Source organism: Fluviicola sp., from assembly GCF_039596395.1.
Taxonomy (GTDB): domain Bacteria; phylum Bacteroidota; class Bacteroidia; order Flavobacteriales_D; family Crocinitomicaceae; genus Fluviicola.
Genome location: NZ_JBCNJT010000003.1, coordinates 94,571 through 115,361 on the forward strand (window position 1 = coordinate 94,571; position 20,791 = coordinate 115,361).

Here is a 20,791-nt window from a genome sequence, read left to right on the forward strand (position 1 = left end):
AATCACTATCCCTGCGCTAATTTGTTCAGTGCTTCTTCCGTTGATCCTAAAAAGTTGATCAGTTTCCCTTTATTGGATTCGTACATGAAATCAGTGATGCTTTTCCCGGTGCAGGCAGAAAAATCTCCTACAATGGCCAGGCGGACCCGGTAATTCGAAAATTTCTGAAGAATTTCTCCGGCCATCCTGTTTTTCAGATCGAAGAAAGCAGGAGTGAGGTTCTTTTCATGGATAATGATCCGGTCGAAACCCTGGTAATAGAGATTTCCCAACAGGTCAAGCCCGTCTTCTTCCTTTTCGATGATCAAACCTTCCGCATTTATTTCCGCAATGGAAACGTTGTTAATGGTGTGAGCTTTGATTTGCATTAGTTAATCGGGACAATGACCCATTTTTTTCCGATTTCGAATAGTTTGCTATTTACTTTTTGAGGAGTGGCCGCATACGCTTCCCAGGTGATGGTTCTGTCGGGCCATTCAAACTCGATTTTCAAAGGCAAAGACTGCGATTTTTCATAAATGACATTGTATGCATTTCCTTTGCAATTCTTAAAATGATCCGGGTCTACCGGGAAATCTTTGGAGCAGTAATACCTGCGGTAAGAAATTGGTCCGTCTTGTCCGGAAGGAATGAGTTTTAAGGTCACCACAACGCAGGAATGGCCTAGGATTTTTTCTTCGTAATCCTTCACTTCCACATCCATTACATCCATGTCGGTAACGGTTCCGTCGACCCGGTAAGCAGTGTCGGATTTACTCATGGGCAAATAATTGGCAACCTCCGAAGCCCGGAATAAATCGCCGGCAAATAGTCCGCCATGGTTCACGAATTTGTAATTGCCTTTTTTATAATAGTATTCGGATTTTTGTCCCAATGCGGAATAGTCGTAATTGACATCGTAGCTTTTTTCTTTGGGAGTCACCGTGTGTTTATACTTGATAACGCCTTCGAATTCCTTTTGCGCCGTCAGCTGAGTGACGAAAAAAGAAAACAGAACGAATAATAAAAGATGCAAACCTGGCTTCATAATGGAGTATTTAAATCGTTTGACAGTTTTAAAGATACACGGAATAGTGCATTATAGAAACTTAAAATAAACTAAAATTGCGGCAATAGATTTCCACCTTTTTGTCATTGCCACAAAAAGGTGGAGCCAAAAAGGTCTAGGCGTGGTAAACCAATCGACCTGTTAGCAGGTTATGCCAGAATTTCTCATAAACTCAGCTGCGCCTCAAACAGTATGAGAAATTTACTGGCATTTACTGCACAGGTGCCCGATCTTGTTCACCTGATCGCCATTCAAATCCTTTTTCAGCTGATCTAAAATTCATTCTAAAAAATAATTCGGGCAGGTTTAGTTTTATTAGCAGACATAGTTTGCGAATCATCGGGCTAGTCTACGATCTCATTTCTATATAACTCCACCAAATCCTCAAAAGAAAAACGGTTCGCGGCACGTGGAGATGTAGAATACAAAACCACCAGTTCGATCGTCCGGTCGCGGTATTGAAAAGCGCTTTTGATCGGTCTTTTCCCGGTAGGGAAGCGGTGTTTGATGTCGTGTGTTGCCAGAAAGTTATTGAACCATCGAGCAGCACTTTCTTTCCCCGAGCTGCTGGTAAAAATGACTTTGTGTATACCTGGATTTTCGTCCAGTATCTGGAAGATATTCATGTACTCGACGATGCTCAGGTTTTCGTCCAGCGAACTGTTCCCGCTGCGCTGAATGTGACGGCCCATATCTGTAACTGCTACACGCAGTTTTCTGAGGATGTCTTTTCGTTCCTCTACAGCGAGTTCTCCGCTCGGATACTGAATTTCCGTTTCGGCAATGCGTGCCATGATCCTCCAGAAAAAATTCGCCTTATTCGGGTAAAAGAAATCGAAGGACCAGTTCCGTTTGGTCGGCGGGAAGGTCCCGACAATGAGAACACGGCTGTTTTCCGGTGCGAACCAATTCCAGGGATGAAGTTCTTGTTGCATCCTCCAAGATAATCATTTTCCACCTTTTTACCATTGCCGTAAAAAGGTGTAGCCAAAAAGGTCTAGGCGCGGGTAAACCAATCGACCTGTTAGCAGGTTATGACAGAATTTTTCATAAACTCAGCGTACCGCCTCAAACAGTATGAAAAATTTACTGTCATTTACTGCACAGGTGCCCGATCTTGTTCACCAAAGCGCCGTTTTGAATTGTTTTTTCGAAAACGATTAGGTCTTCCAAGAAAATTGTCATTTGTATGTTAGTGCTTCTTAACAAACTTACCGGACGGCTCGATTTCGTAGTTGAGTGTTTCGATTACAGGTTCTTCATCCATGTAGTTGTAATTGGTCACTACAATACCGATTTTGGAAACTTTTCCGATAGAGGAAAATGCAGATTCGGCGATCTCATCGTAGGCAATCACCACCTTGTCGATGACTTTGTAATCTTCTTTGGTATAGGAAATTAAAAAAGTTTGCATTTCAAATTCACCGGCCAATGTAACCACCACCGCGTCGATCTTATCCGAAAGCGCCACGCGATACCGCGAATAAAAGTGCTGGTGCTCCGGATCGTCACTTTTCAATTTTAGTTTGGTGGCAATTTCTTTCGAAAGCACTGTTTTTCCCTCGAAATCATCGAAACTGGTGGAATCGACTACCGGCAATTTCTTGAAAGGAACTCCCTTCAGCAAATCGGCTTTTTCCAACTGTTTTTCGATGGGCAGGTTCTTCAGGGAATCATTTCCGGTTTCTTTGTTTTCGTTCCCGCCACAGGAGAACAGGAAGCAGGATAAAACTGCGATTGAAAGAATTTTAAAATGCATAAGAAGGATTATTGGAGTACCGAAGTTAATAATCATTCGGGTTTGTTGAGCCACATTTACTGAAAACTATTCTCTGTGTTTAAGACGCCTCGTTGTACAACTCACTTACTCCACGTCGATAGCCGTCAGTTTACGGCCCGGTTTATCCATGAGCAAAATGTAATGCGTTAAGAGGTAATGTTTTTCGTAGAACAAAATGTAAGTTGCTTTCATGGCTCTGACCGTTTTGCCGTTCATTTGGGTTTCCCCGATGGTAAAGCTTTGCAAATCCCTGTTTTTAAGTTCACCGAATCGGTTGGATAGTGTTTCGTAGAGCGTTTTCAGATCAAGTGAGGCTGTGTCGACTCCAGGATCGAATTGCAGTTTGGCATTTTCATACTCTTTATCATCGATCAGTAAAAAGTATCCTTCCAGCCAGGTCAGGTTGTTGGTTGCTTCCTGCAAACTGTTGTTCGGATACCGTATTTCGGTGGTGCGGTTCTTTTTGGTAATCCTGACAGCGAAAATATCGTATTTCCTGCGCTCCGTTTGGTCCAGGCTGGAATACAGGCGCAAAGCGATATCTGATGCGAATTGCTCCGGGTCAGATTTGGAGTTATCGATCAAAGTACTTTTCCCCACGCTGATTTCGAAAGTGCTTTCGGTTTTCCCGTTCTTAAATGTTTTCCCGATAGTTGCAGTCACATCCGAAGTTTGATACCGCTCCAGGATGTACTTCTTCAATTCGTCACTGGCAGCAAGCGATTTTTTTGTTTCCGTACTACAGGAATGAAGAACGAGAGCGAGAATGAGAATGAGGAAGGAAGATTGTTTCATGGGATTTTGGGTTTTAGGAATTGAAAGTAGTTATTAATTGCGAATGGTTGACCACGAAGAACACGAAGCACACCAGGAAATGGTGTTTGATACATTATTTGTAATTACTGTAAATGCGGTCAAAGCTTTCAGCCAATTTCAAATATTCGTCGGACCAGCCGTTTTGAATGGAGAGTTCCTGAAAGCTTGAGGTAGGTGCAAAATGCATGGATAATTCTTCTAAAGATTCTAAATTTCCATTCTTAACAGCTTCAGAGAGTTCATCTAATTCCCGGATCAGTTTTTCGACACTCTCGAAATATGAAAAAATGAGCTCCGTTTCAGGATTGATTGTTGACTTAATAATCTCCAATATCTGAAGTAATATTTCCTGATCATCCGAAGTGAGTTCTTTCGGTTGTTTTTTTAAGAATTTGAAAAACATGTATGCAATATAGATAAAGTTTACAACTCTTCTTTGAGTAAAACCTTTATCTGCGTCATCCGCGAAACGTAAGTTCAGCGAAGCTAGATCTGGGGGAAATATTATTCAGCGTTCCTTGCGGCGTTCTGCAGGAAACTTTATAGTTGCTATATCGGTTTACCTGAATTAATATTGGTTTGCGGGAGTTTTCCGTCGTAATTTTGCAGTATGAAATACGCTTTACTTGTTTTTGGGATGATTTTCGGGATGACGGCTGTTGTTGCCCAAACTGTTCCCGTGCGCATTGTTTCCTACAACCTGCTCAATTTTCCGAACGGAAGAACGGATTGTGGTTCCGGGAATGTGAACCTGCCGAACCGTGCGGATTCTTTGCGCAAGATCATGCAGTATCTCAAGCCGGATATTTTCGTGGGGTGTGAGATCCAAACTCCGGCAGGTTGCGACAGTGTATTGAACCGGGCTCTGAATGTTTTCGGAACGACATATTACCAGCGTGCGCAATGGGTGAACAACTCGTTTGGCGGTGATTTGCAGAACATGCTGTTTTACAATTCCGCGAAACTGACTTTGAAAGAACAGCGTATTGTACAGACTTCTCCGCGCGATATCAGTCATTACATTCTTTATGTGAATGACAATACGTTGCCACAACACCACGATACCTGTTTTATCGAAGTGTTTATGTGCCATTTGAAAGCCGGAAGTGCAAGCGCTGACCTGAGCGATCGTGCGGCTCAAACACAGTTGCTTCGTTCGGTGCTTGACAACAGACCACAGGGACGGCATTTGTTTGTTTGCGGAGACTTGAATACCTACCGCAGCTCGGAAGTCGGTTACCAAAACCTGGTGAGCGGTGGTACAACTTTCCTGAAAGATCCGCTGAATATGCCCGGAAACTGGACGACCAATGCTTCGTTTGCTGCCATTCATACACAATCGCCACGTGCAAGCGGCTCAACGGATTGCGGTGTTACCGGCGGACTGGATGACCGATTCGATCACATCCTTGTTTCGCAAAACGTGATGAATGGGTCGAACCTGCTGCAATACACAGCGAATTCGTATAAAGCGATCGGTAACGACGGGAATCACTACAATCAAAGTATCCTGGCCGGCACGAATTCCCAATACCCGGATTCGGTGGTGCGCGCTTTGTATTACGCTTCGGATCACTTGCCGGTGAAAATGGATGCACTTGTAACCATCCCGACGAATTTCGGTTTGAACCTGACTTTGACGTATGCAGGAAGCGGATGCCAGACAGGTGGAACAAGCGTAACGGTTCATCCGAATTTAGGTCAGGGGCCTTATACTTACCAATGGAGCGCGAATGCCGGTTCTCAAACCACGAATACTGCTACAAACCTGCAGGGAGGAAGTTATTGTGTAACCGTAACGGACAATAACGGATTGACCGACCAGGTTTGTTTTGAAGTGGAAACAACCAGTCCAATGAGCGCAAATGGTTTCGACGGAATGGACTACGGAACGTGCAACGGACAATCCTTTGTGGTGGTTTCGGGGGGGAATTCTCCTTATACATATCAATGGAACGACCCACAGAACCAAACAACTGCAACAGCTACCAACTTGTGTGCAGGAACTTATTCCTGCGTAATCACCGACCAGAACGGCTGTTCATTAACAGTTCAAACAACGGTTTTCTCCAATACCACTTCCGTAGCGGAATTGTTTGCAGGAACGGATTTCACCTTGTTCCCGAATCCGGCGACAGAAAGTGTGACCCTTCGTTGTGAGAACGCGTTTGAGTTGGGAATGATAGAACTAAGCGTTTTGAACGTTTCCGGAGAAGTGGTTAAAACGCAGCAGGTAGATTTTTCGAATGGAAAAGAAGTACTGATTCCGTTATCGGAATTAAAGAGCGGAGTATATTTTGTGGAGTTGAAGAAAGATGGAGTTTCTACTCAAAGTATGCTGGTTAAGCAGTAAAGAGTTTTGATGGAACCGCAAAGAGAAGAAGTACGCAAATAGAGTAAATGTCTATCAAAGAATCCTGTTGATTTTTTGTAACTTTCCGTAATGACGAAAGAACAACTTTTAGAATCGTATTTGATCAATCTCCGCAAAAAATTGAATGCGCTGGATTATGCTTCTGCTGACAGGGAACAGTTGGCTGAGTTGGTATTTGCGATCAAACATCAAATGAGTCAGCGATTGAATGAGCATTTCCAACAGCACTTCATTGACGACCTTTCCGATGAAGAAATAGTAACATTCTTTGAATCGGTAAAGAAAGGTGCTGATGAGATTATAGCAGCGCTGCCGGTGGATTTTTCGGATTAGTTTCCATTACAAAAGAAAAGAGGTTTGTTCTGAAGTGCTTAGCTAACCGCAGAGAGAAGAAGAGCGCAAAGATTAAGTGCATCTTTCTTTGTAATGAAAATTTTCTTAACTTAAGAATAGTAACTTACTACTATTCAATATGTCAGAAAACGAATTATCCTCAATTATTATTGGAGTGGCCATTGAAGTTCACACACAACTTGGTCCAGGACTCCTTGAAAGTGTTTATGAAACATGTTTGTACTATGAACTTAAACAACTGGGCTTAAAAGTCGAGAGACAAGTTGAGCTTCCGGTAAAATATAAGAATCTATGCCTGGACTCTGGTCTCAGATTGGATCTGATAGTTCAGGACAAGGTAATCATTGAGTTAAAAGCTGTTAGAGAACTTTGCGATATTCATGTTGCACAGACTTTGACCTATTTAAAATTGACAGATCTAAGATTAGGTCTTTTAATCAATTTCAATGAAGTTCGCTTGAAAAATGGACTCAGAAGAATTGTAAATAACATGGCTAAAAGCAATTGATTCCAATAAAATGTGATTTCTCTCATTCTCTTATGAAAGGTCTTTTGGATACATCATGCTTTGCGTCCTTCTTATTCTTTGCGGTAAAAAATAAAAGCGGATTACTCCGCTTCGATCATTTGTTTCATATTTTCCAATCCTTCTTCAAAATCCTTTCCGATGGCATTTTCCATGTTGAAGAACAACATAAAGGCATTGAAAGGCCAGGGAGTTTTGCTGGTGAATCCCCAGGCAACGCGTGTGCGGTTATCGCCTTCATCAGCTACTGTAAAATAGGCATTTGCGATACTTCTCATGGGTTTCAGAAAGCGCAGTTCGTTTTCGATGCGTTGGTTCGGGATCAGTTTTTTGATCTCCTGTTCGCCTTCACCCACTTGTTTGTGTGAACTTTCCCATTTGGAAATAAATCCAACGGTTTTGTCTTCCCCGGTGTAGGTCAATTTGATGTTCGGGTCCAACCGGTTCCATTTACTCCACTGGTTTTGTTTTTTCATAGAGGTCAGGAAATCATATGTTTCAGGTAGTGGTTTGTTGACTGTAATGGTGCGTTCTACGGCAAAATCTTTCTTGCTGAAAGCAGCAATAATCAATACAAGGGCAATCAATCCACCGATCGCTCCCAGAATAATCCAAACAATCATCATAAGCTTTAAAATTTGTGTAAATAAACGATTTTTTGAGATATCAGGACTTAGATTGGTGTATAATACCAAATTCGGTCTAAAATCCTAATGTCTGATAACCGGGTAACACAAACAATATTTTTCTACCGGCTGGGCCAATGCAGAAATATTCAGGTTGTCGGATGCTTTGGAAACATCGATCGTCTGACCGTCTTTCTTCAACAGGTTAATGGTTTGTTTGACTTGGCTGTAAGCATTGTTCGAAAGCAATTCCGAATACACGAAATAATTGATCTCTTCATCGTTCAGGTGAAATTGCGTGCGCACCAGTTCCTTTTCCATCAAAATACGGTCGGGACTAAAAGGCTCTTTCGCGATTTCCACCTTATGTAAATTGCGGTTCACCAGGTTTTTGGAAAGAATGGATAATACTTTGTCCGGGTGATTTTGCCACACTTTTACGGCTCCCATCACGTCAAAATCGTCCAATTGTGCAAAAGTGTTCAGGATTTCCGGATTCGTTTCGAAATCTGTTTTTTGAATATCCTGGCTCATGAAGAACAGCAAAGCAGGACTGCCAAACAGGTTTTCCCCGTCGCGGATCAGTTTTTTTGCCCTGCGCAGGATGTTGATCAGCATGAATTCGCCCGAAACAACCGTCTTGTGCAGGTAAACCTGCCAGTACATCACGCGTCTTGCTACCAGGAATTTCTCAATGCTGTAAATTCCTTTTTCGTCGATCACCAATTGGTCGTTGTGCACATTCAGCATTTCGATGATGCGTTCCGTTCCCACAATTCCTTCCGAAACACCGGTGAAAAAGCTATCCCGGGTCAAATAATCCAGGCGGTCCATATCCAGTTGGCTCGAAACCAATTGGTACAGGAATGTTTTGTGGTATTTATTCGCAAAGATCATCAATGCGCGTTCCAGGTCGTCCGAATTTTCGGGGAAATCGCGTTTCAATGCCTGGATGAAGTAGTAAGAAATCTGTTCGTGGCTGACATTTTTCACAATGTCGTATTCCAAAGCGTGGCTGAAAGGACCGTGCCCGATATCGTGCAGCAGGATCGCCACTAAAACGGCGCGTTCCTCTTCGGTAGTAATTTCGTGTCCTTTTCTGCGAATTACAGCAACAGCCTGCGCCATCAGGTGCATTGCCCCGATAGCATGGTGAAAACGTGTGTGCAAAGCTCCCGGGTAAACGAGGTGCGTCATTCCCAATTGCTTGATTCTTCTGAGTCTTTGGAAAAAAGGATGCTCCACCAGGTCGAAAATAAATTCGTCGGGAATTGAAATAAAACCATAAACGGGGTCGTTGATGATTTTCTTTTTATTATTTCGATGTGTGTTTGTGCGCAATTGAATACCTTTATAAATCAAATATCAAAGCTAATTAATCTTTAGGATATGCAAGCAAAGATTCTGTGGGCAGACGACGAAATGGAGTTTCTAAAACCTCACGTACTCTTTTTGGAAGCAAAAGGATACCAGGTGGAACTCATCAACAACGGTAGTGAAGCGGTGGAGAAGTGCCAGGAAAACAATTACGACATTGTCTTTTTGGACGAGAATATGCCTGGTATTTCCGGTTTGGAGACATTGGCGCGAATCAAGGAAATTACCCCGATGACGCCGGTTGTGATGATTACGAAAAGTGAAGAGGAATCGATCATGGAAGAAGCAATCGGTAGTAAAATTGCCGATTACCTGATTAAACCGGTCAATCCGAACCAGCTGTTGCTTTGCCTGAAGAAGAACCTGGATCACCGCAAATTGGTTTCCCAAAAAACGAATTCAAACTACCAGCAGGAATTCCGCCAGTTGGGAATGCAATTGAATGGCCGTTTGGATGCCGAGGAATGGAAAGACATCTTTAAAAAACTGACTTATTGGGATCTTGAGTTCAATGGCATTGAAGACCAGGGAATGCGCGAAATCCTGGATGCCCAGCGAAAGGAGGCAAACGACTTGTTCTGCCGTTTCATTGAGAATAATTACGAAGACTGGTTCAACGGGCAGGAAGAGGCCCCCGACATGGTGCATCATTTGTTGAAAGAACAGGTTTTTCCCTTGTTGAATGAGCGTGTTTTTCTAATGGTGATCGATAATTTGCGCTACGACCAGTGGCAGATCTTAAAACCGATCATTTCGAATTATTTCACTATTGAAAAGGAAGATATTGTCTATTCGATTTTGCCTTCCGCGACACATTATGCCAGAAATGCCTTGTTTGCCGGGTTAATGCCGTCGGAAATAGAAAAACGGTTCCCGAACCTGTGGTTGAACGAAGAAGATGAAGGAGGGAAAAACATGCAGGAAGCGGCATTTTTGGAAGGAAACCTGAAACGGAACGGGAAAAACATCAAATGGTCTTACCACAAGATTACCAACCTCGATGCCGGGAAGAAATTGGTGGACCAATTCCACACGCTTTGGGATAACCAGCTGAATGCTATCGTTTACAATTTTGTGGACATGCTTTCTCATGCCCGTACCGAAATGGATATGATCAAGGAACTAGCGGCAGACGAAGCGGCGTATCGCTCACTGACCCTTTCGTGGTTCGAGCATTCTCCGTTGCAGGAAATGTTTAAGAAAATCGCTGAAAAAGGAGGGAAAGTAATTATCACAACAGATCATGGAACGGTTCGTGTGACGAATCCGGTGAAAATCGTTGGTGACCGCAGTACAAATACCAACCTGCGTTACAAAACCGGGCGGAATCTGAGCTACAAAGACAAAGAAGTATTTACAATCAAACACCCGGATAAAGTGGGCTTACCGAAATCGAGCTTGTCGGCCGAATTTGTATTTACCCGCGAGCAGGACTATTTTGTTTACCCCAATAACTACAATCATTTCGTGAATTACTACAACGACACATTCCAGCATGGAGGAATTTCCATGGAGGAATTGTTAATCCCATTTGTCATTTTACAATCGAAGTGAAAGAACTGATAGCACATAATTTGGACGATGTTCCTTTTGTTGCCAAAGAATTGCTGGAGGCTATCGGGAACAGGAAGGTTGTAGCTTTTTACGCAGAAATGGGTTCGGGAAAAACGACCCTTATTTCAGCTGTTTTGCGGGCTATGGGAATTGAATCTCCGGAAGGTTCTCCGACCTATTCGCTGGTTAACACCTATGATTCTCCCTATTTCGGGGAAGTGATGCACTTTGATGTTTACCGTCTGAACTCGGTGGAAGAAGCCCTGGATGCCGGTGTGGAAGAAATGCTTTATTCCGATGCGTATTGCTTTGTGGAATGGGCAGAGATTATTGAACCTTTGTTGCCGGAAGATGCGGTGAAAGTTTCCATTACGCTGAATGCTGCGGGTGAGCGGTTGATTCGGATTGATTAAAACTCATTTTGATCGGATAGCTGTAAGGTCAAAAAATCGAAATTTTCTGCTTTGAAAATTTTAGAATTTACAAATTCTCTTCTTCACAAAGATATGAACAGATTTTTAATTAAGTATCTGTTTTAAAGCGATTTAAGCCCCGTGTGTCTTGTTGATTTTAAGAACGGTTTCAATATTGGTTTTTAGGAATTCAGAAATTTTGAAACCTGTTTTTCGCCTTTTTCAGACCCTGGAGAATTTCTCTAATTACATCCTGATTCAGGAACTTTCATATTCCTTTTTTTCGTATCTTCGTTTGGCTAAAATTGGAGACGCAGACTTATGGTAAAGGACCCGGAATTACTCAAGCAACTTTTGAAAGAGGGCAATATTCTTCCAATGGAAGAAATGCTGGAAATTGCTAAGAAAAAAGGAAGATTGGTAATAGGCATCCCGAAAGAGCTGAGTTTCCAGGAACGGCGTGTTGCACTGGTTCCGGAAGCCGTTTCATTGTTAGTAGCAAACGGACACGATGTCCGGGTAGAAAGAGGAGCAGGAGAGTCCAGCAAATTCAGTGACCGCGAATATTCCGAAGCAGGGGCGGAGCTTTGTCCTTCCAATAAGGAGATTTTTGAATGCGACATTATTTTGAAAGTCACACCGGCCTCCGAAGAGGAAGTAGACCTGATGAAAGGGAACCAAACCCTTATTTCCGCTTTACAATTGAGCATTCAGCCGAAAAGCATTCTGCAGAAATTAATCGAAAAGAAAATAACGGCCATTGCCTGGGATTATATCCGTGATGAGCAGGGAGTGTTTCCTGTAGTACGTACAATGGGAGAAATTGCCGGAACAACATCCATTTTGATCGCAGGAGAATTGCTTTCTTCTTTCAACGAAGGAAAAGGAATCATGTTGGGCGGAATTGCCGGTGTGCAGCCAACCGAAGTCGTTGTTTTGGGAGCAGGTACCGTTGGGGAATTTGCAACCCGTGCAGCTCTCGGATTAGGAGCTTCCGTGAAAGTATTTGATAACAGTTTGTCGCGTTTGCGCCGTTTGCAGAACGATTTGGGCTCACGCGTTTATACATCCGTTTTGCAGCCGAAAGTTCTTGCAAAATCCATCATGCGTGCCGATGTGGTAATCGGGGCAATCCGATCTCCTTTGGGAAGAACTCCATGTGTGGTTTCCGAAGAAATGGTAGAGAACATGAAAGAAGGTTCTGTAATCGTAGATATCAGTATTGACCAGGGAGGATGTTTTGAAACTTCCCGCGTGACGAATCATATCAATCCTACCTTTGTGAAACACGGAGTAGTGCATTACTGCGTTCCGAATATTGCTTCGCGCGTACCGAGGACAGCTTCTTTTGCCCTGTCCAATATCTTTTCTCCGATCCTGATGGATATGGGAGAATCCGGAGGATGCCTGGACCTGATCCGAAATGATCACGGATTCCGTTCCGGAGTGTATATCTACAAAGGAATTTTGGTCAGCGAAGTACTGGGCCGCGTTTTCGACCTGAAATACAAAGATATCGATCTGTTGATGATGGGACTGAAAGGTTAATTATCAATTATGAATGAAAGAATTATCAAGATTGGAAATCCGCTTGATAATTCATAATTCAACCATTGATCATTAAATTATCCTCCGCGCTTATTGCCTTTATATTTCTGCTTCTTATTCGTCCACTTGTAACGCTTCTTGTTGAAGTTTTCTCTTCCGCGTGCACCGGAATTGAACTTGTAGACGAATCCGACATTGTGCTGCAAATAATTTCCTCCTGCCAAAGCTCCACCGGTGAAAGCAAATTTACCCGAAGACTGAAGCTGGAAACCCAAACCACGGTAGAAGAATAAATTGACTCCAACACCCACATTTCCTGTCAGGGCAGTAACTCCCGGCATTGAAGTGCGCTGGGTCATCCCGATTCCCAAAGAAACATACGGATCCAGCCAACGTGGAGTAATTAAAGGATAAAAGCTGTATTTACAATTCAGGTCCAGTGCCAGAAATACTCCCGAGCGGCCAATGGTGTCGTTGATTAATTTTGCAGGTTTATAAGTCACATAAGCTCCGGAAAATTCTGCGCTTAATCCGTACTTAAAGTACTTGTCGACCATGATGCGCGTTGGAAAGTATTCGTAATTCCAGGACTGAGCCACGTCAAAAGGCTGACACAAACCACGGCCGTCATCTTCCACTGCTGTCCAGCTGATACCGATCATCCAGGAGTAAGGTTTGCGGTTTCCTAATACGTAAGGTTGGGCATCAGCACAGTTGGTGACAAACAAAAAAGTGAAAAGCAAGACTGCATGTAGGAAAGTCTTCTGCATAGGCATGGATCGAGTCTATTAATTTGCCCCAAATGTATACAGCATATCTGACATATCCCGCATTTTTTTTCAAAAATGTTGGTATATTAGCCAAAACTGAAACGCGTGAGAAGCAACAAATTAGGACTAAATTGGCCTGAAACAACACCTGAATGGAAGAAAAATTTAGTTCGTAAGGTCAATTTCCTAAGCTTGATTGGTACCTTTAATGTGATTGCTTCGTTTATTATTTTTCAATTCATCGGATTTCAATTCCTAAACCTGCATCTTTTGGTGGTTTTAGGTTTGGCGGCAACGATCTTTTTGCTGAATTACCGGGGCATGTTCATCCTCGCGTCCTACCTCTTTTTTGCCATCGGAGTTTATTTGCTGGGTGTTGCAACCGTTTATATGCAGCTGGAAAGCAATGTGCTCATGTATTTTTTTCCATTGACGCTTTCTATCGTACAGATTTACGGACGAAAAGAAACCTTTGGGCATTTGATCGTCTGGTGCATTATTTATTTCCTGACCATCAGTTTTTTGGTGATTTTCGGCCCGAAATATTACCCGGTTACGATCTATAGCTCGACGATGGAAACTTTGAAGGTTTTCAACGGACTCTTTGCATTCTTTTGCGGATTAATGCAGATCACGGTCATTACCTGGCTGAATATTCGTCAGGAAGAGCAAATACGGAATGTGATTGAAGAGAAACGACTCCTTTTGGCCGAGTTGTACCACCGGGTGAAAAACAACCTGAACATTGTCACCAGCCTGATCAATATTAAAAAGAACAATTCGAATTCCCAGGAAGTGATAGATGCTCTGGAAGATTGCAGAGGGCGTGTGTATTCAATGGCGTTGGTACATCAGCAAATGTATTCCGGGTCGAAAGTCGGGAATTTGAACATGATGAGTTACCTGGTCGAATTGATACGAAACGTGGAGCATGCTTTCGGCGGTGATGCAGACGTCATACTGGAAGTCGATTCCGACGAATTGATCGTACCCATTTCCAAAGCAGTGCCCATAGGTTTGATCATGAATGAGTTGATTACCAATTCGTACAAACATGCCATGGTACCTGAAAGGAAATTAATCGTTAAGATCCATGTGACCCAAATCGGTCATTCATTGCAGGTCGAAGTGACGGATAACGGACCGGGAATTAAATCGGGGAAAGAACTCAATCAATCACTCGGTTTTGAATTGATCCGCTCGTTGTGTGAACAGATTGATGCCAGCATTATCGTGGGTAAGAACGGGGGAGAAGATTCCGGCACAAACATCCGGATTAAGGTCATTGATTATTCGGAGAAGACGCAGCTTTTTGTGTAATTCAAAATTCAAAATGTAAAATGTAAAATGTAAAATGTAAAATGTAAAATGGAGAAGAGTCCATTACAATTTTTCAATTAGTTGTCGAATTCCCAGGCACTTCTGTAAATCCCATGTTGCTCCAGTTCTTTCAGTAATTCCGAGTAGAAAGGATCACTTCCCAGTGTGGCGCTGTCGCCAATTAAATAGCACGCTCTTTTGGCACGGGAAATTGCCACGTTCGTTCTGCGGTAATCACTTAGGAAACCAATCGTACCATCCGGATTGGAGCGTGTGAAACTCACCACGATATTTTCTTCTTCCTGTCCCTGGATGGCATCAATGGTGGATACTTTCCATTCACTCCCCAGTTCTTTCTGCAAACGTGCAATCTGTGCGGAATAGGGAGCAAGAATAACTGTTCGCTTTGAGTCAAGACCCTCAGATGTGATGAGTTTTTGAAGGATTGCGATCTCATCGCCGTTCTCAAAACTTCCCGTAGTTTCATGTTGTGTTTCACCGTTCCCGAATCCTGCCATATCGATAAACTGGATCTGCCCAGCCGGAATTCCTGCCGCAGTTTGAAGGAGTCCCCGGTAGAAGTAAGGATTAATGACGGAAACAATTTCAGGTGACATGCGGTATTGTTCGTTCAGTAATATCGGTGGCTGAACTTCACTGACTGTTTCCAATAAACTTTTATTCAACCCCAATTGGACTGCTTTTGCACTTAAAACAACCGGTGGTAATTGCTGCGGATCCCCGCAAAGAACCAATTTCTTCCCAAAACTTGCTACCAGCCAGGTCAGAGGTGCCAAAGCCTGTCCGGCTTCATCCATTATCACCACATCAAACGAATGGTTTTTGGAAAGCTCGTTGAACAATCCGACTGGTGTTCCGGCAATCACCGAACTGGAGTCGATCAGCTGTGCTTCGGAGTCGTGAGCCAGCTTTCGCAGTTCTTTTTGCAATTCGCGCAATTCTTTCCGGGCTGCGCGTCTTTCGTCTGCCGCTTCTTTGGTGTAATTCCGGATGTGCCTGTTGGCGATTTGTTCGGCCTTCTGAATTTGTTTTTTCAAACTCTGGGCATATTGTGCCCCTCTTCCCGAATCCAGGTAAGCATCCATGGTATAAGGCATGATCTCGGCTGCTACTTTTTCTTCGTTTCCTACGCGCAGCAAGGAAATCTTAGCAGCAGCAATCTTCTTACAGAGATTATCAACGGCTGTATTGCTAGGTGCAGTGACCAACACTTTCTTTCCGCGTTTTACCAATTCTTCAATGGCAATGGAAAGTGTATGCGTTTTTCCTGTTCCCGGAGGACCTTGAATCACCGTCGTCAGTTCGGGACTTAAAATTGCCCCGACTGCTTTTTGCTGGGATTCGTTGAGTGTAGGATAGGAGAAAACAGCGGTTTCATGCACTGTTTGAAAACTGCTTTCAAATTCCTGCAGGTGTTTCTGTTCTTTCAGGAAGCGCAGGCCTAAATGCATGCATTCCAAGGTGCGGTCGTCAGGCGTGAAATCTACCCGGATAGCATCTTCACGCAGGTTTCCTTCAATTTCTTCCTTGCAGAAAAGGAGCAGGGAATAAGCATTCAACTCAGCTATACGAGCTTTGTAAGATTTATCCGCTACGTACAATAAAACCGTTGCTCCCCGCTTGAAAAAGGTATTGTTGATCACGAAGGAAGTTTCCAACTGGTAAAAATCACCGTCTATGCCACTGCGAATGTCTGCAATTTCACAAGGGAATAAACTCAATCCCTGTTTGCGCAACTCATTGGGGGAAGCCTTTAAATGTTCGGCTGCCAATGCCTGAGAGTAGGAAATTTCTTCCTTTACGGCCTGTTCCAAATGAGGGTGTAACGCTTGCATGGTTTGTTTTGATCCACGAAGATAAAGTTTCCCACAGACGTGCACAGATGAACGCGGGTGAAAAACTTCATTTAATTTCAAATAATAGAGTAATCAAACTTCTGTTCTTCCGTGTTCCTCTGTGGGAGATTTTTGTTATGAAATCACGTTATTTTCGTTCTCGAATTTGCGGTAAGAAAGCATAATTGCAATTACGGCCAGTACCACCATCACCCCGAAAGCGATAGCTACCAAATGCCATTCCAGCGTTCCGGCGATCAATTCTTTCGTTGCCAAAACAATATTCACTACCGGGATCAAAGCCGTTACTTCATTCAATTCCACGCCCGGGAAAAATCCTACCATGGCCGGTAAAATGATCAACAGGTTGAGCGGGGAAATGATACTTTGTGCTTCCTTGAAGCTCTTGGCACGAACCGATATCGGGATCATAATTCCTGCAAAGAAGATGATCAGCGGGCAAAGCAAGGCGTAAAGCATGACGATGAATGTGGGTGATAGAATGTCTTTAATAGCCTGAAGAACAACCGGGTCTTTTACCAGGTTCAGGACTTCGATCGATAAATAAATTCCCAGTAAGTTAAAGGTCGCAGCCAGTAGACCGGAAAGCACCACCACTCCCATTTTCCCGAAAAGGATTTTCCAGCGCGGAACAGGAGTAGTCAGTAAAGTTTCGATCGTGGCACGTTCTTTTTCTCCTGTGAACAAATCAATTGCGGGGAACATACAGCCCATAAATCCGAAAGCAATAAACAGGTACGGGAGGAATCCGCCTGCCAGTTTCCCGATCATTTCCTTGCTGGATGCCACATTGGAATAAGCCATCACGAAAGGTGTAATTTTAGCTTCGTCGATTTTCAATTCGGCATAACGCTGTTTTTTCCAGTTTTCCTGCACGAAAGTCAAATAAGCATCTGCACGTTCTTTCATTCCCAGATCCGTTCCGTCATGGAAAACAGTTACCGAAATAGGTTTCATGGCACTTTTCAGTTGTTCGGCATTATTAGGCACATAAATCCCCACCTGGATCGAATCTTCACGGATTGCCTGAATTAACGAAAGAGTATCTGTAAACGGAATAAACTCCTTCTTTCCGAGCACTTCCGGAACTTTCAGTAAATCGGCTTCCAAACTTCCCACCTGGTTGCTTACTAACCCGATTTTCACTTTTTTCTCAGCGGCTTTTTTCTGGAAACTTTCGGATACAGACATGAAGATGCTCATGATCATCGGGAAAACCAATGTGGGGATGACGATCATCATCATAACTGTTCTGCGGTCGCGCAGGGTATCGCGTAATTCCTTTTTAAATACGGTAAAGATCATAGTGCTTCGGATTTTTTATCGTTAACAATTCGGATAAACTCTGCAGTGAGGTTTGGCGCCTGCTGTTGTGCACGGAATGCTTCCATGGTGTCGTTAAACAGGACTTTTCCTTTGTGAATGATGGTAATGTCATCACACAACAAGTCTACTTCTCCCATGATGTGACTGGAAAAGATGACGGTTTTTCCCTGGTTTTTGCAATCGCGGATAAGCTGGATGATGTTTTCAGCTGTAATCACGTCCAGGCCGCTTGTAGGTTCGTCGAAAATAACGACTTGCGGATCGTGGATCATGGTCCGGCAAATCGAAACTTTTTGTTTCATCCCGGTGCTCAGTTTCCCAATGCGTTTGTTCTGGAAATCATGCATGTCGAGCAGGTCGTACAACTTTTTCTTACGCATGTCGATGTCGTTCTTTGAAACACCGTATAGCTCGCCGAAATAAGCAATGAGTTCGTTGGGAGTGAGCCGGGCATAAAGTCCTGCAGAGCCGGTTAAAAAACCGATGTGTTTGCGTGCTTCCTGCGGATTTTTCACTGCGTCGATATTATCTATGACAATCGTTCCTTTGGTAGGCTTGAAAATCGTAGATAACATCCGGAGTGTAGTAGTTTTTCCGGCACCGTTCGGACCAAGAAGCGCATGGACACGTCCGGGAAGACACTCGAAGCTGATATCGTCGACTGCCAGTACCGAATCCTGCGTGGTTCCCAATTCTTTCTTCTGCTGTCTGTTTAAAGTAAAAGATTTACTGAGATGAGAGATTTGAATCATAGATGTGAGATTATCCCACTAAAGTAATAAGATGTTTCCAGGAATTCCAGTAAATACAGGATGAAAGTGATTTTTGAGGATGAGTGGTTTTATAGAATTACGAATTACGAATTACGAATGCCGAATGCCGAATTGCGAATCTCTTCCAATGCTTGTCGGATGACACGGCTCACTTCTTCGTGTTTGGAGACTGTCATGAAATGTGTTCCTTCGTGGATGATGTAATCCGGATGCACATTTGAAATAGGGAAGATGCGGTCTTGATCACCATGAATGTGGATCACTTTTGCAGGAACTCGTTCTTCTCTTTTCCAGTTTGATATCTGGTGAATGGCCCATTGGGCGAAAACGGGATCTGTGTCGGCAATGATCGCATCCAATAGCGTGCGTTCGCTTTGTGTTTGTGTTCCGAACAGCCAGTAATTGACGCGGTTTGGTTTTTGTATCCGTTTCACCGATATGAGCTTATGCAGTCCGATTTTCCCACTGAAGCGCATGATCGGAGAGAGTTCCCGGCGGGTTCTGACACTTGAAATAATTAAAACCGGACAATTATTCAGCAAGACGCTCATTTCCTGGGCAACTATTCCGCCGAATGAAATACCGATAAGGACCGGATGTGCACTTTTTATATGGCTACTCAATTGTTTGACATAAGACCCGAAGGTCTGATCCGGATCGACCGGTTCCCAGGGAATGAAAACAGGAGATATGGAGCCGAAATCGATTTGATCAAAAACGCGTTCGTCCGCTCCTAAACCCGATAAAATGTAATAAACCGGTTTTTCCATGCCGAAAGTTAGTTAATTCTTCTCTTCCCGGAAACCCAAACGGTATACAACTCCTAAGCGCATGTCCGTGGTATTGGTGAAAATCCGGTCGCCACTGTAAGCATGGATTTCCTGTGCTCCCAAATAATTTCTGAATTCTATGTGAACCATCCAGAATTCTTTGATTGGAACAGCCAGACCGATTCCACCGGTAACACCAAAATCCAGGCGTTTGAAACTGCTCAGATTACTTAGGTGAGAAGTATAGTCTCCATAGGTAAAATGTGTCTTTTCGGAGAGTAGAAAAGCAGCATAAGGACCTGCATTGATAAAGAATTTTGTTTTTTTTCCGAAGGAAGCTTTTACCAATAGGGGCAAACTGATGTAATCCATGCTGAATATGGATTTCCCCTGTGAAAAATACGCATTCTGATTATATAGAGGATTGAAGTAATACCCACCGCTCATTTGAGCTCCTTTTCGCTGATAGGAAAACCCGGTTTTAAACGAAAGGATTTTACGCGTATTGTATTGAAAGATGAATCCGGCTGATCCGTAAACCACCGAATTGGTTTGCCTGTTCGAGATGCGCAAAGTACTCAAATTCGGCCCGCCTTCAATTCCCCAGTCGTAACGGTTGGATGATTGTGCGCTGAGTGAGTTGATTCCTGCCAAAAACAGAAAAGTGATTAATAAGGTGTTTTTCATGTCGGATGATTTGATAGCTGCAATGAAATACGTAGGGGGTTGAAAAATTTCGCCCTACGTATCTCTATCGAAATTTATTGATTGATTTACTCGCGAAAACCCAAACGGTATACAACACCTAAACGCAAATCTGTTGTGTTAGTATAAATTCCGGTACCTCCGCCACTATTGCTCAGATCTATCAGTCCGAAATAATTGCGCAATTCTGCATGTATTTTCCACGCCTCTTTGATTGGAATGGCTATCCCGATTCCGCTTGCAACCCCGAAATCCCAGCGTTGTACATCATTCGTAAAGGTTTCTTTTTGATTTTCCTGTCCGTTATAGATATACCTTCCTTTTGCGGATAAGAGGAAGCCTCCGTAGGGTCCCGCATTGATGAAGAATTGGGTCTTTTTTCCAAAGGAAGCCTTTACCAGCAGGGGTAGGGTAATGTAATCCAGGCTCACAATCGCTTTACCTGTTTCGAGGTAATTTCCGTCAACGTCTGTGAAAGTAAGGCCTTTGATCTGGTATCCTTTTCGCTGGTAGGAAAACCCGGTTTTAAAAGAAAGAATCTTTTTAGTATTGTACTGGAAGATAAAACCTCCTGATCCGTATACAGCCGGTGAGATATCAAAGAATGGCATTTCCTGGGCTCTGAAAGTACTCAGGTTCGGCCCGCCTTCAATTCCCCAGTCGTAACGGTTGGATGTTTGAGCCTGAAGGGAAGTGATTCCCAGTGCAAAAAATAAGGTAATGATGAAGGTGTTTTTCATGTCGAGATTAAAAGTTCAAAAAAATTAAATGTTTCTGCCGCGGCAGATTCAAAGGGTTCAATTATTTTAAACAGTTGAACCCTTTGAACTTTGT

22 protein-coding genes are annotated in these 20,791 nt (G+C 43.3%); 7 read left to right on the forward strand and 15 right to left on the reverse strand.

The genetic code is table 11. The features are described 5' to 3' along the window. Nucleotides 1–5: 5 nt before the first annotated feature. From ABDW02_RS15615 to ABDW02_RS15640, 6 genes are all read right to left on the reverse strand, one after another. Complete coding sequence (locus tag ABDW02_RS15615) at nucleotides 6–368, reverse strand: DUF4180 domain-containing protein (RefSeq protein WP_343636115.1); 363 nt, start codon at nucleotides 366–368, stop codon at nucleotides 6–8. Next, nucleotides 368–1,027, reverse strand: a complete 660-nt coding sequence (locus ABDW02_RS15620) for a hypothetical protein (RefSeq protein WP_343636117.1) — start codon at nucleotides 1,025–1,027, stop codon at nucleotides 368–370. Before ABDW02_RS15620 ends, ABDW02_RS15615 begins: the two co-directional genes overlap by 1 nt. A 365-nt stretch (nucleotides 1,028–1,392) precedes the next feature. Further along, nucleotides 1,393–1,983, reverse strand: a complete 591-nt coding sequence (locus tag ABDW02_RS15625) for a hypothetical protein (RefSeq protein ID WP_343636119.1) — start codon at nucleotides 1,981–1,983, stop codon at nucleotides 1,393–1,395. A 257-nt stretch (nucleotides 1,984–2,240) separates the two neighbouring features. Continuing rightward, nucleotides 2,241–2,807 carry a hypothetical protein gene (locus ABDW02_RS15630; protein ID WP_343636120.1) on the reverse strand — a complete coding sequence of 189 codons (567 nt, stop codon included), beginning with the start codon at nucleotides 2,805–2,807 and terminating at the stop codon, nucleotides 2,241–2,243. A 105-nt stretch (nucleotides 2,808–2,912) separates the two neighbouring features. Next, the gene (locus ABDW02_RS15635; RefSeq protein ID WP_343636126.1) at nucleotides 2,913–3,623 is read right to left on the reverse strand and encodes a hypothetical protein; all 711 of its coding nucleotides are present in this window, start codon (nucleotides 3,621–3,623) and stop codon (nucleotides 2,913–2,915) included. A gap of 94 nt (nucleotides 3,624–3,717) precedes the next feature. Continuing rightward, nucleotides 3,718–4,047 (reverse strand): hypothetical protein, encoded by a 330-nt coding sequence (locus ABDW02_RS15640; RefSeq protein ID WP_343636128.1) that lies wholly within the window; start codon nucleotides 4,045–4,047, stop codon nucleotides 3,718–3,720. A gap of 207 nt (nucleotides 4,048–4,254) precedes the next feature. Between ABDW02_RS15640 and ABDW02_RS15645 the strand changes: the two genes are divergently transcribed. The 3 genes from ABDW02_RS15645 (at nucleotide 4,255) to ABDW02_RS15655 (ending at nucleotide 6,880) form a co-directional block, all read left to right on the forward strand. Beyond that, a complete protein-coding gene (locus ABDW02_RS15645) occupies nucleotides 4,255–5,997 on the forward strand; it encodes a T9SS type A sorting domain-containing protein (protein WP_343636130.1) in 1,743 nt (580 codons plus the stop codon). Nucleotides 5,998–6,087: 90 nt separating this feature from the next. Then, complete coding sequence (locus ABDW02_RS15650) at nucleotides 6,088–6,351, forward strand: hypothetical protein (RefSeq protein ID WP_343636132.1); 264 nt, start codon at nucleotides 6,088–6,090, stop codon at nucleotides 6,349–6,351. A 139-nt stretch (nucleotides 6,352–6,490) separates the two neighbouring features. After that, nucleotides 6,491–6,880: a GxxExxY protein gene (locus ABDW02_RS15655; protein WP_343636134.1), complete on the forward strand. Its 390-nt coding sequence runs from the start codon at nucleotides 6,491–6,493 to the stop codon at nucleotides 6,878–6,880. 101 nt (nucleotides 6,881–6,981) lie between these two features. On the opposite strand, the gene ABDW02_RS15660 is transcribed toward ABDW02_RS15655, so the two are convergent. Beyond that, complete coding sequence (locus tag ABDW02_RS15660) at nucleotides 6,982–7,524, reverse strand: SRPBCC family protein (protein ID WP_343636136.1); 543 nt, start codon at nucleotides 7,522–7,524, stop codon at nucleotides 6,982–6,984. A gap of 84 nt (nucleotides 7,525–7,608) precedes the next feature. Beyond that, complete coding sequence (locus tag ABDW02_RS15665) at nucleotides 7,609–8,865, reverse strand: HD domain-containing protein (protein WP_343636138.1); 1,257 nt, start codon at nucleotides 8,863–8,865, stop codon at nucleotides 7,609–7,611. A 48-nt stretch (nucleotides 8,866–8,913) separates the two neighbouring features. Here ABDW02_RS15665 and ABDW02_RS15670 point away from each other — a divergent pair, with 48 nt between their 5' ends. The 3 genes from ABDW02_RS15670 to ABDW02_RS15680 all read left to right on the forward strand — a co-directional run bounded on the left by ABDW02_RS15670 (nucleotide 8,914) and on the right by ABDW02_RS15680 (nucleotide 12,416). Further along, complete coding sequence (locus ABDW02_RS15670) at nucleotides 8,914–10,455, forward strand: PglZ domain-containing protein (RefSeq protein WP_343636140.1); 1,542 nt, start codon at nucleotides 8,914–8,916, stop codon at nucleotides 10,453–10,455. Next, nucleotides 10,452–10,868 (forward strand): tRNA (adenosine(37)-N6)-threonylcarbamoyltransferase complex ATPase subunit type 1 TsaE, encoded by a 417-nt coding sequence (tsaE, locus tag ABDW02_RS15675; RefSeq protein WP_343636142.1) that lies wholly within the window; start codon nucleotides 10,452–10,454, stop codon nucleotides 10,866–10,868. The genes ABDW02_RS15670 and tsaE overlap by 4 nt, the downstream gene beginning before the upstream one ends. Nucleotides 10,869–11,189: 321 nt before the next feature. Continuing rightward, nucleotides 11,190–12,416 carry an alanine dehydrogenase gene (locus ABDW02_RS15680; RefSeq protein ID WP_343636144.1) on the forward strand — a complete coding sequence of 409 codons (1,227 nt, stop codon included), beginning with the start codon at nucleotides 11,190–11,192 and terminating at the stop codon, nucleotides 12,414–12,416. A gap of 77 nt (nucleotides 12,417–12,493) precedes the next feature. Here the strand turns inward: ABDW02_RS15680 and ABDW02_RS15685 are convergent, their stop codons facing one another. After that, on the reverse strand, nucleotides 12,494–13,186 hold the full coding sequence (locus ABDW02_RS15685; RefSeq protein ID WP_343636146.1) for a hypothetical protein: 693 nt from the start codon (nucleotides 13,184–13,186) through the stop codon (nucleotides 12,494–12,496). Between the two features lie 192 nt (nucleotides 13,187–13,378). Between ABDW02_RS15685 and ABDW02_RS15690 the strand changes: the two genes are divergently transcribed. After that, nucleotides 13,379–14,506 (forward strand): sensor histidine kinase, encoded by a 1,128-nt coding sequence (locus ABDW02_RS15690; RefSeq protein ID WP_343636148.1) that lies wholly within the window; start codon nucleotides 13,379–13,381, stop codon nucleotides 14,504–14,506. 77 nt (nucleotides 14,507–14,583) lie between these two features. On the opposite strand, the gene ABDW02_RS15695 is transcribed toward ABDW02_RS15690, so the two are convergent. From ABDW02_RS15695 to ABDW02_RS15720, 6 genes are all read right to left on the reverse strand, one after another. Continuing rightward, nucleotides 14,584–16,362: an AAA domain-containing protein gene (locus ABDW02_RS15695; protein WP_343636150.1), complete on the reverse strand. Its 1,779-nt coding sequence runs from the start codon at nucleotides 16,360–16,362 to the stop codon at nucleotides 14,584–14,586. A gap of 135 nt (nucleotides 16,363–16,497) precedes the next feature. Continuing rightward, a complete protein-coding gene (locus ABDW02_RS15700) occupies nucleotides 16,498–17,688 on the reverse strand; it encodes an ABC transporter permease (RefSeq protein ID WP_343636152.1) in 1,191 nt (396 codons plus the stop codon). After that, nucleotides 17,685–18,461, reverse strand: a complete 777-nt coding sequence (locus tag ABDW02_RS15705; RefSeq protein ID WP_343636154.1) for an ATP-binding cassette domain-containing protein — start codon at nucleotides 18,459–18,461, stop codon at nucleotides 17,685–17,687. The genes ABDW02_RS15700 and ABDW02_RS15705 overlap by 4 nt, the downstream gene beginning before the upstream one ends. Before the next feature lie 104 nt (nucleotides 18,462–18,565). Then, nucleotides 18,566–19,252, reverse strand: a complete 687-nt coding sequence (locus ABDW02_RS15710; protein WP_343636156.1) for an alpha/beta hydrolase — start codon at nucleotides 19,250–19,252, stop codon at nucleotides 18,566–18,568. 12 nt (nucleotides 19,253–19,264) lie between these two features. Then, nucleotides 19,265–19,939, reverse strand: a complete 675-nt coding sequence (locus ABDW02_RS15715; RefSeq protein WP_343636159.1) for a porin family protein — start codon at nucleotides 19,937–19,939, stop codon at nucleotides 19,265–19,267. A gap of 86 nt (nucleotides 19,940–20,025) precedes the next feature. Beyond that, nucleotides 20,026–20,697 (reverse strand): porin family protein, encoded by a 672-nt coding sequence (locus ABDW02_RS15720; RefSeq protein WP_343636161.1) that lies wholly within the window; start codon nucleotides 20,695–20,697, stop codon nucleotides 20,026–20,028. Between the last annotated feature and the right edge of the window lie 94 nt (nucleotides 20,698–20,791).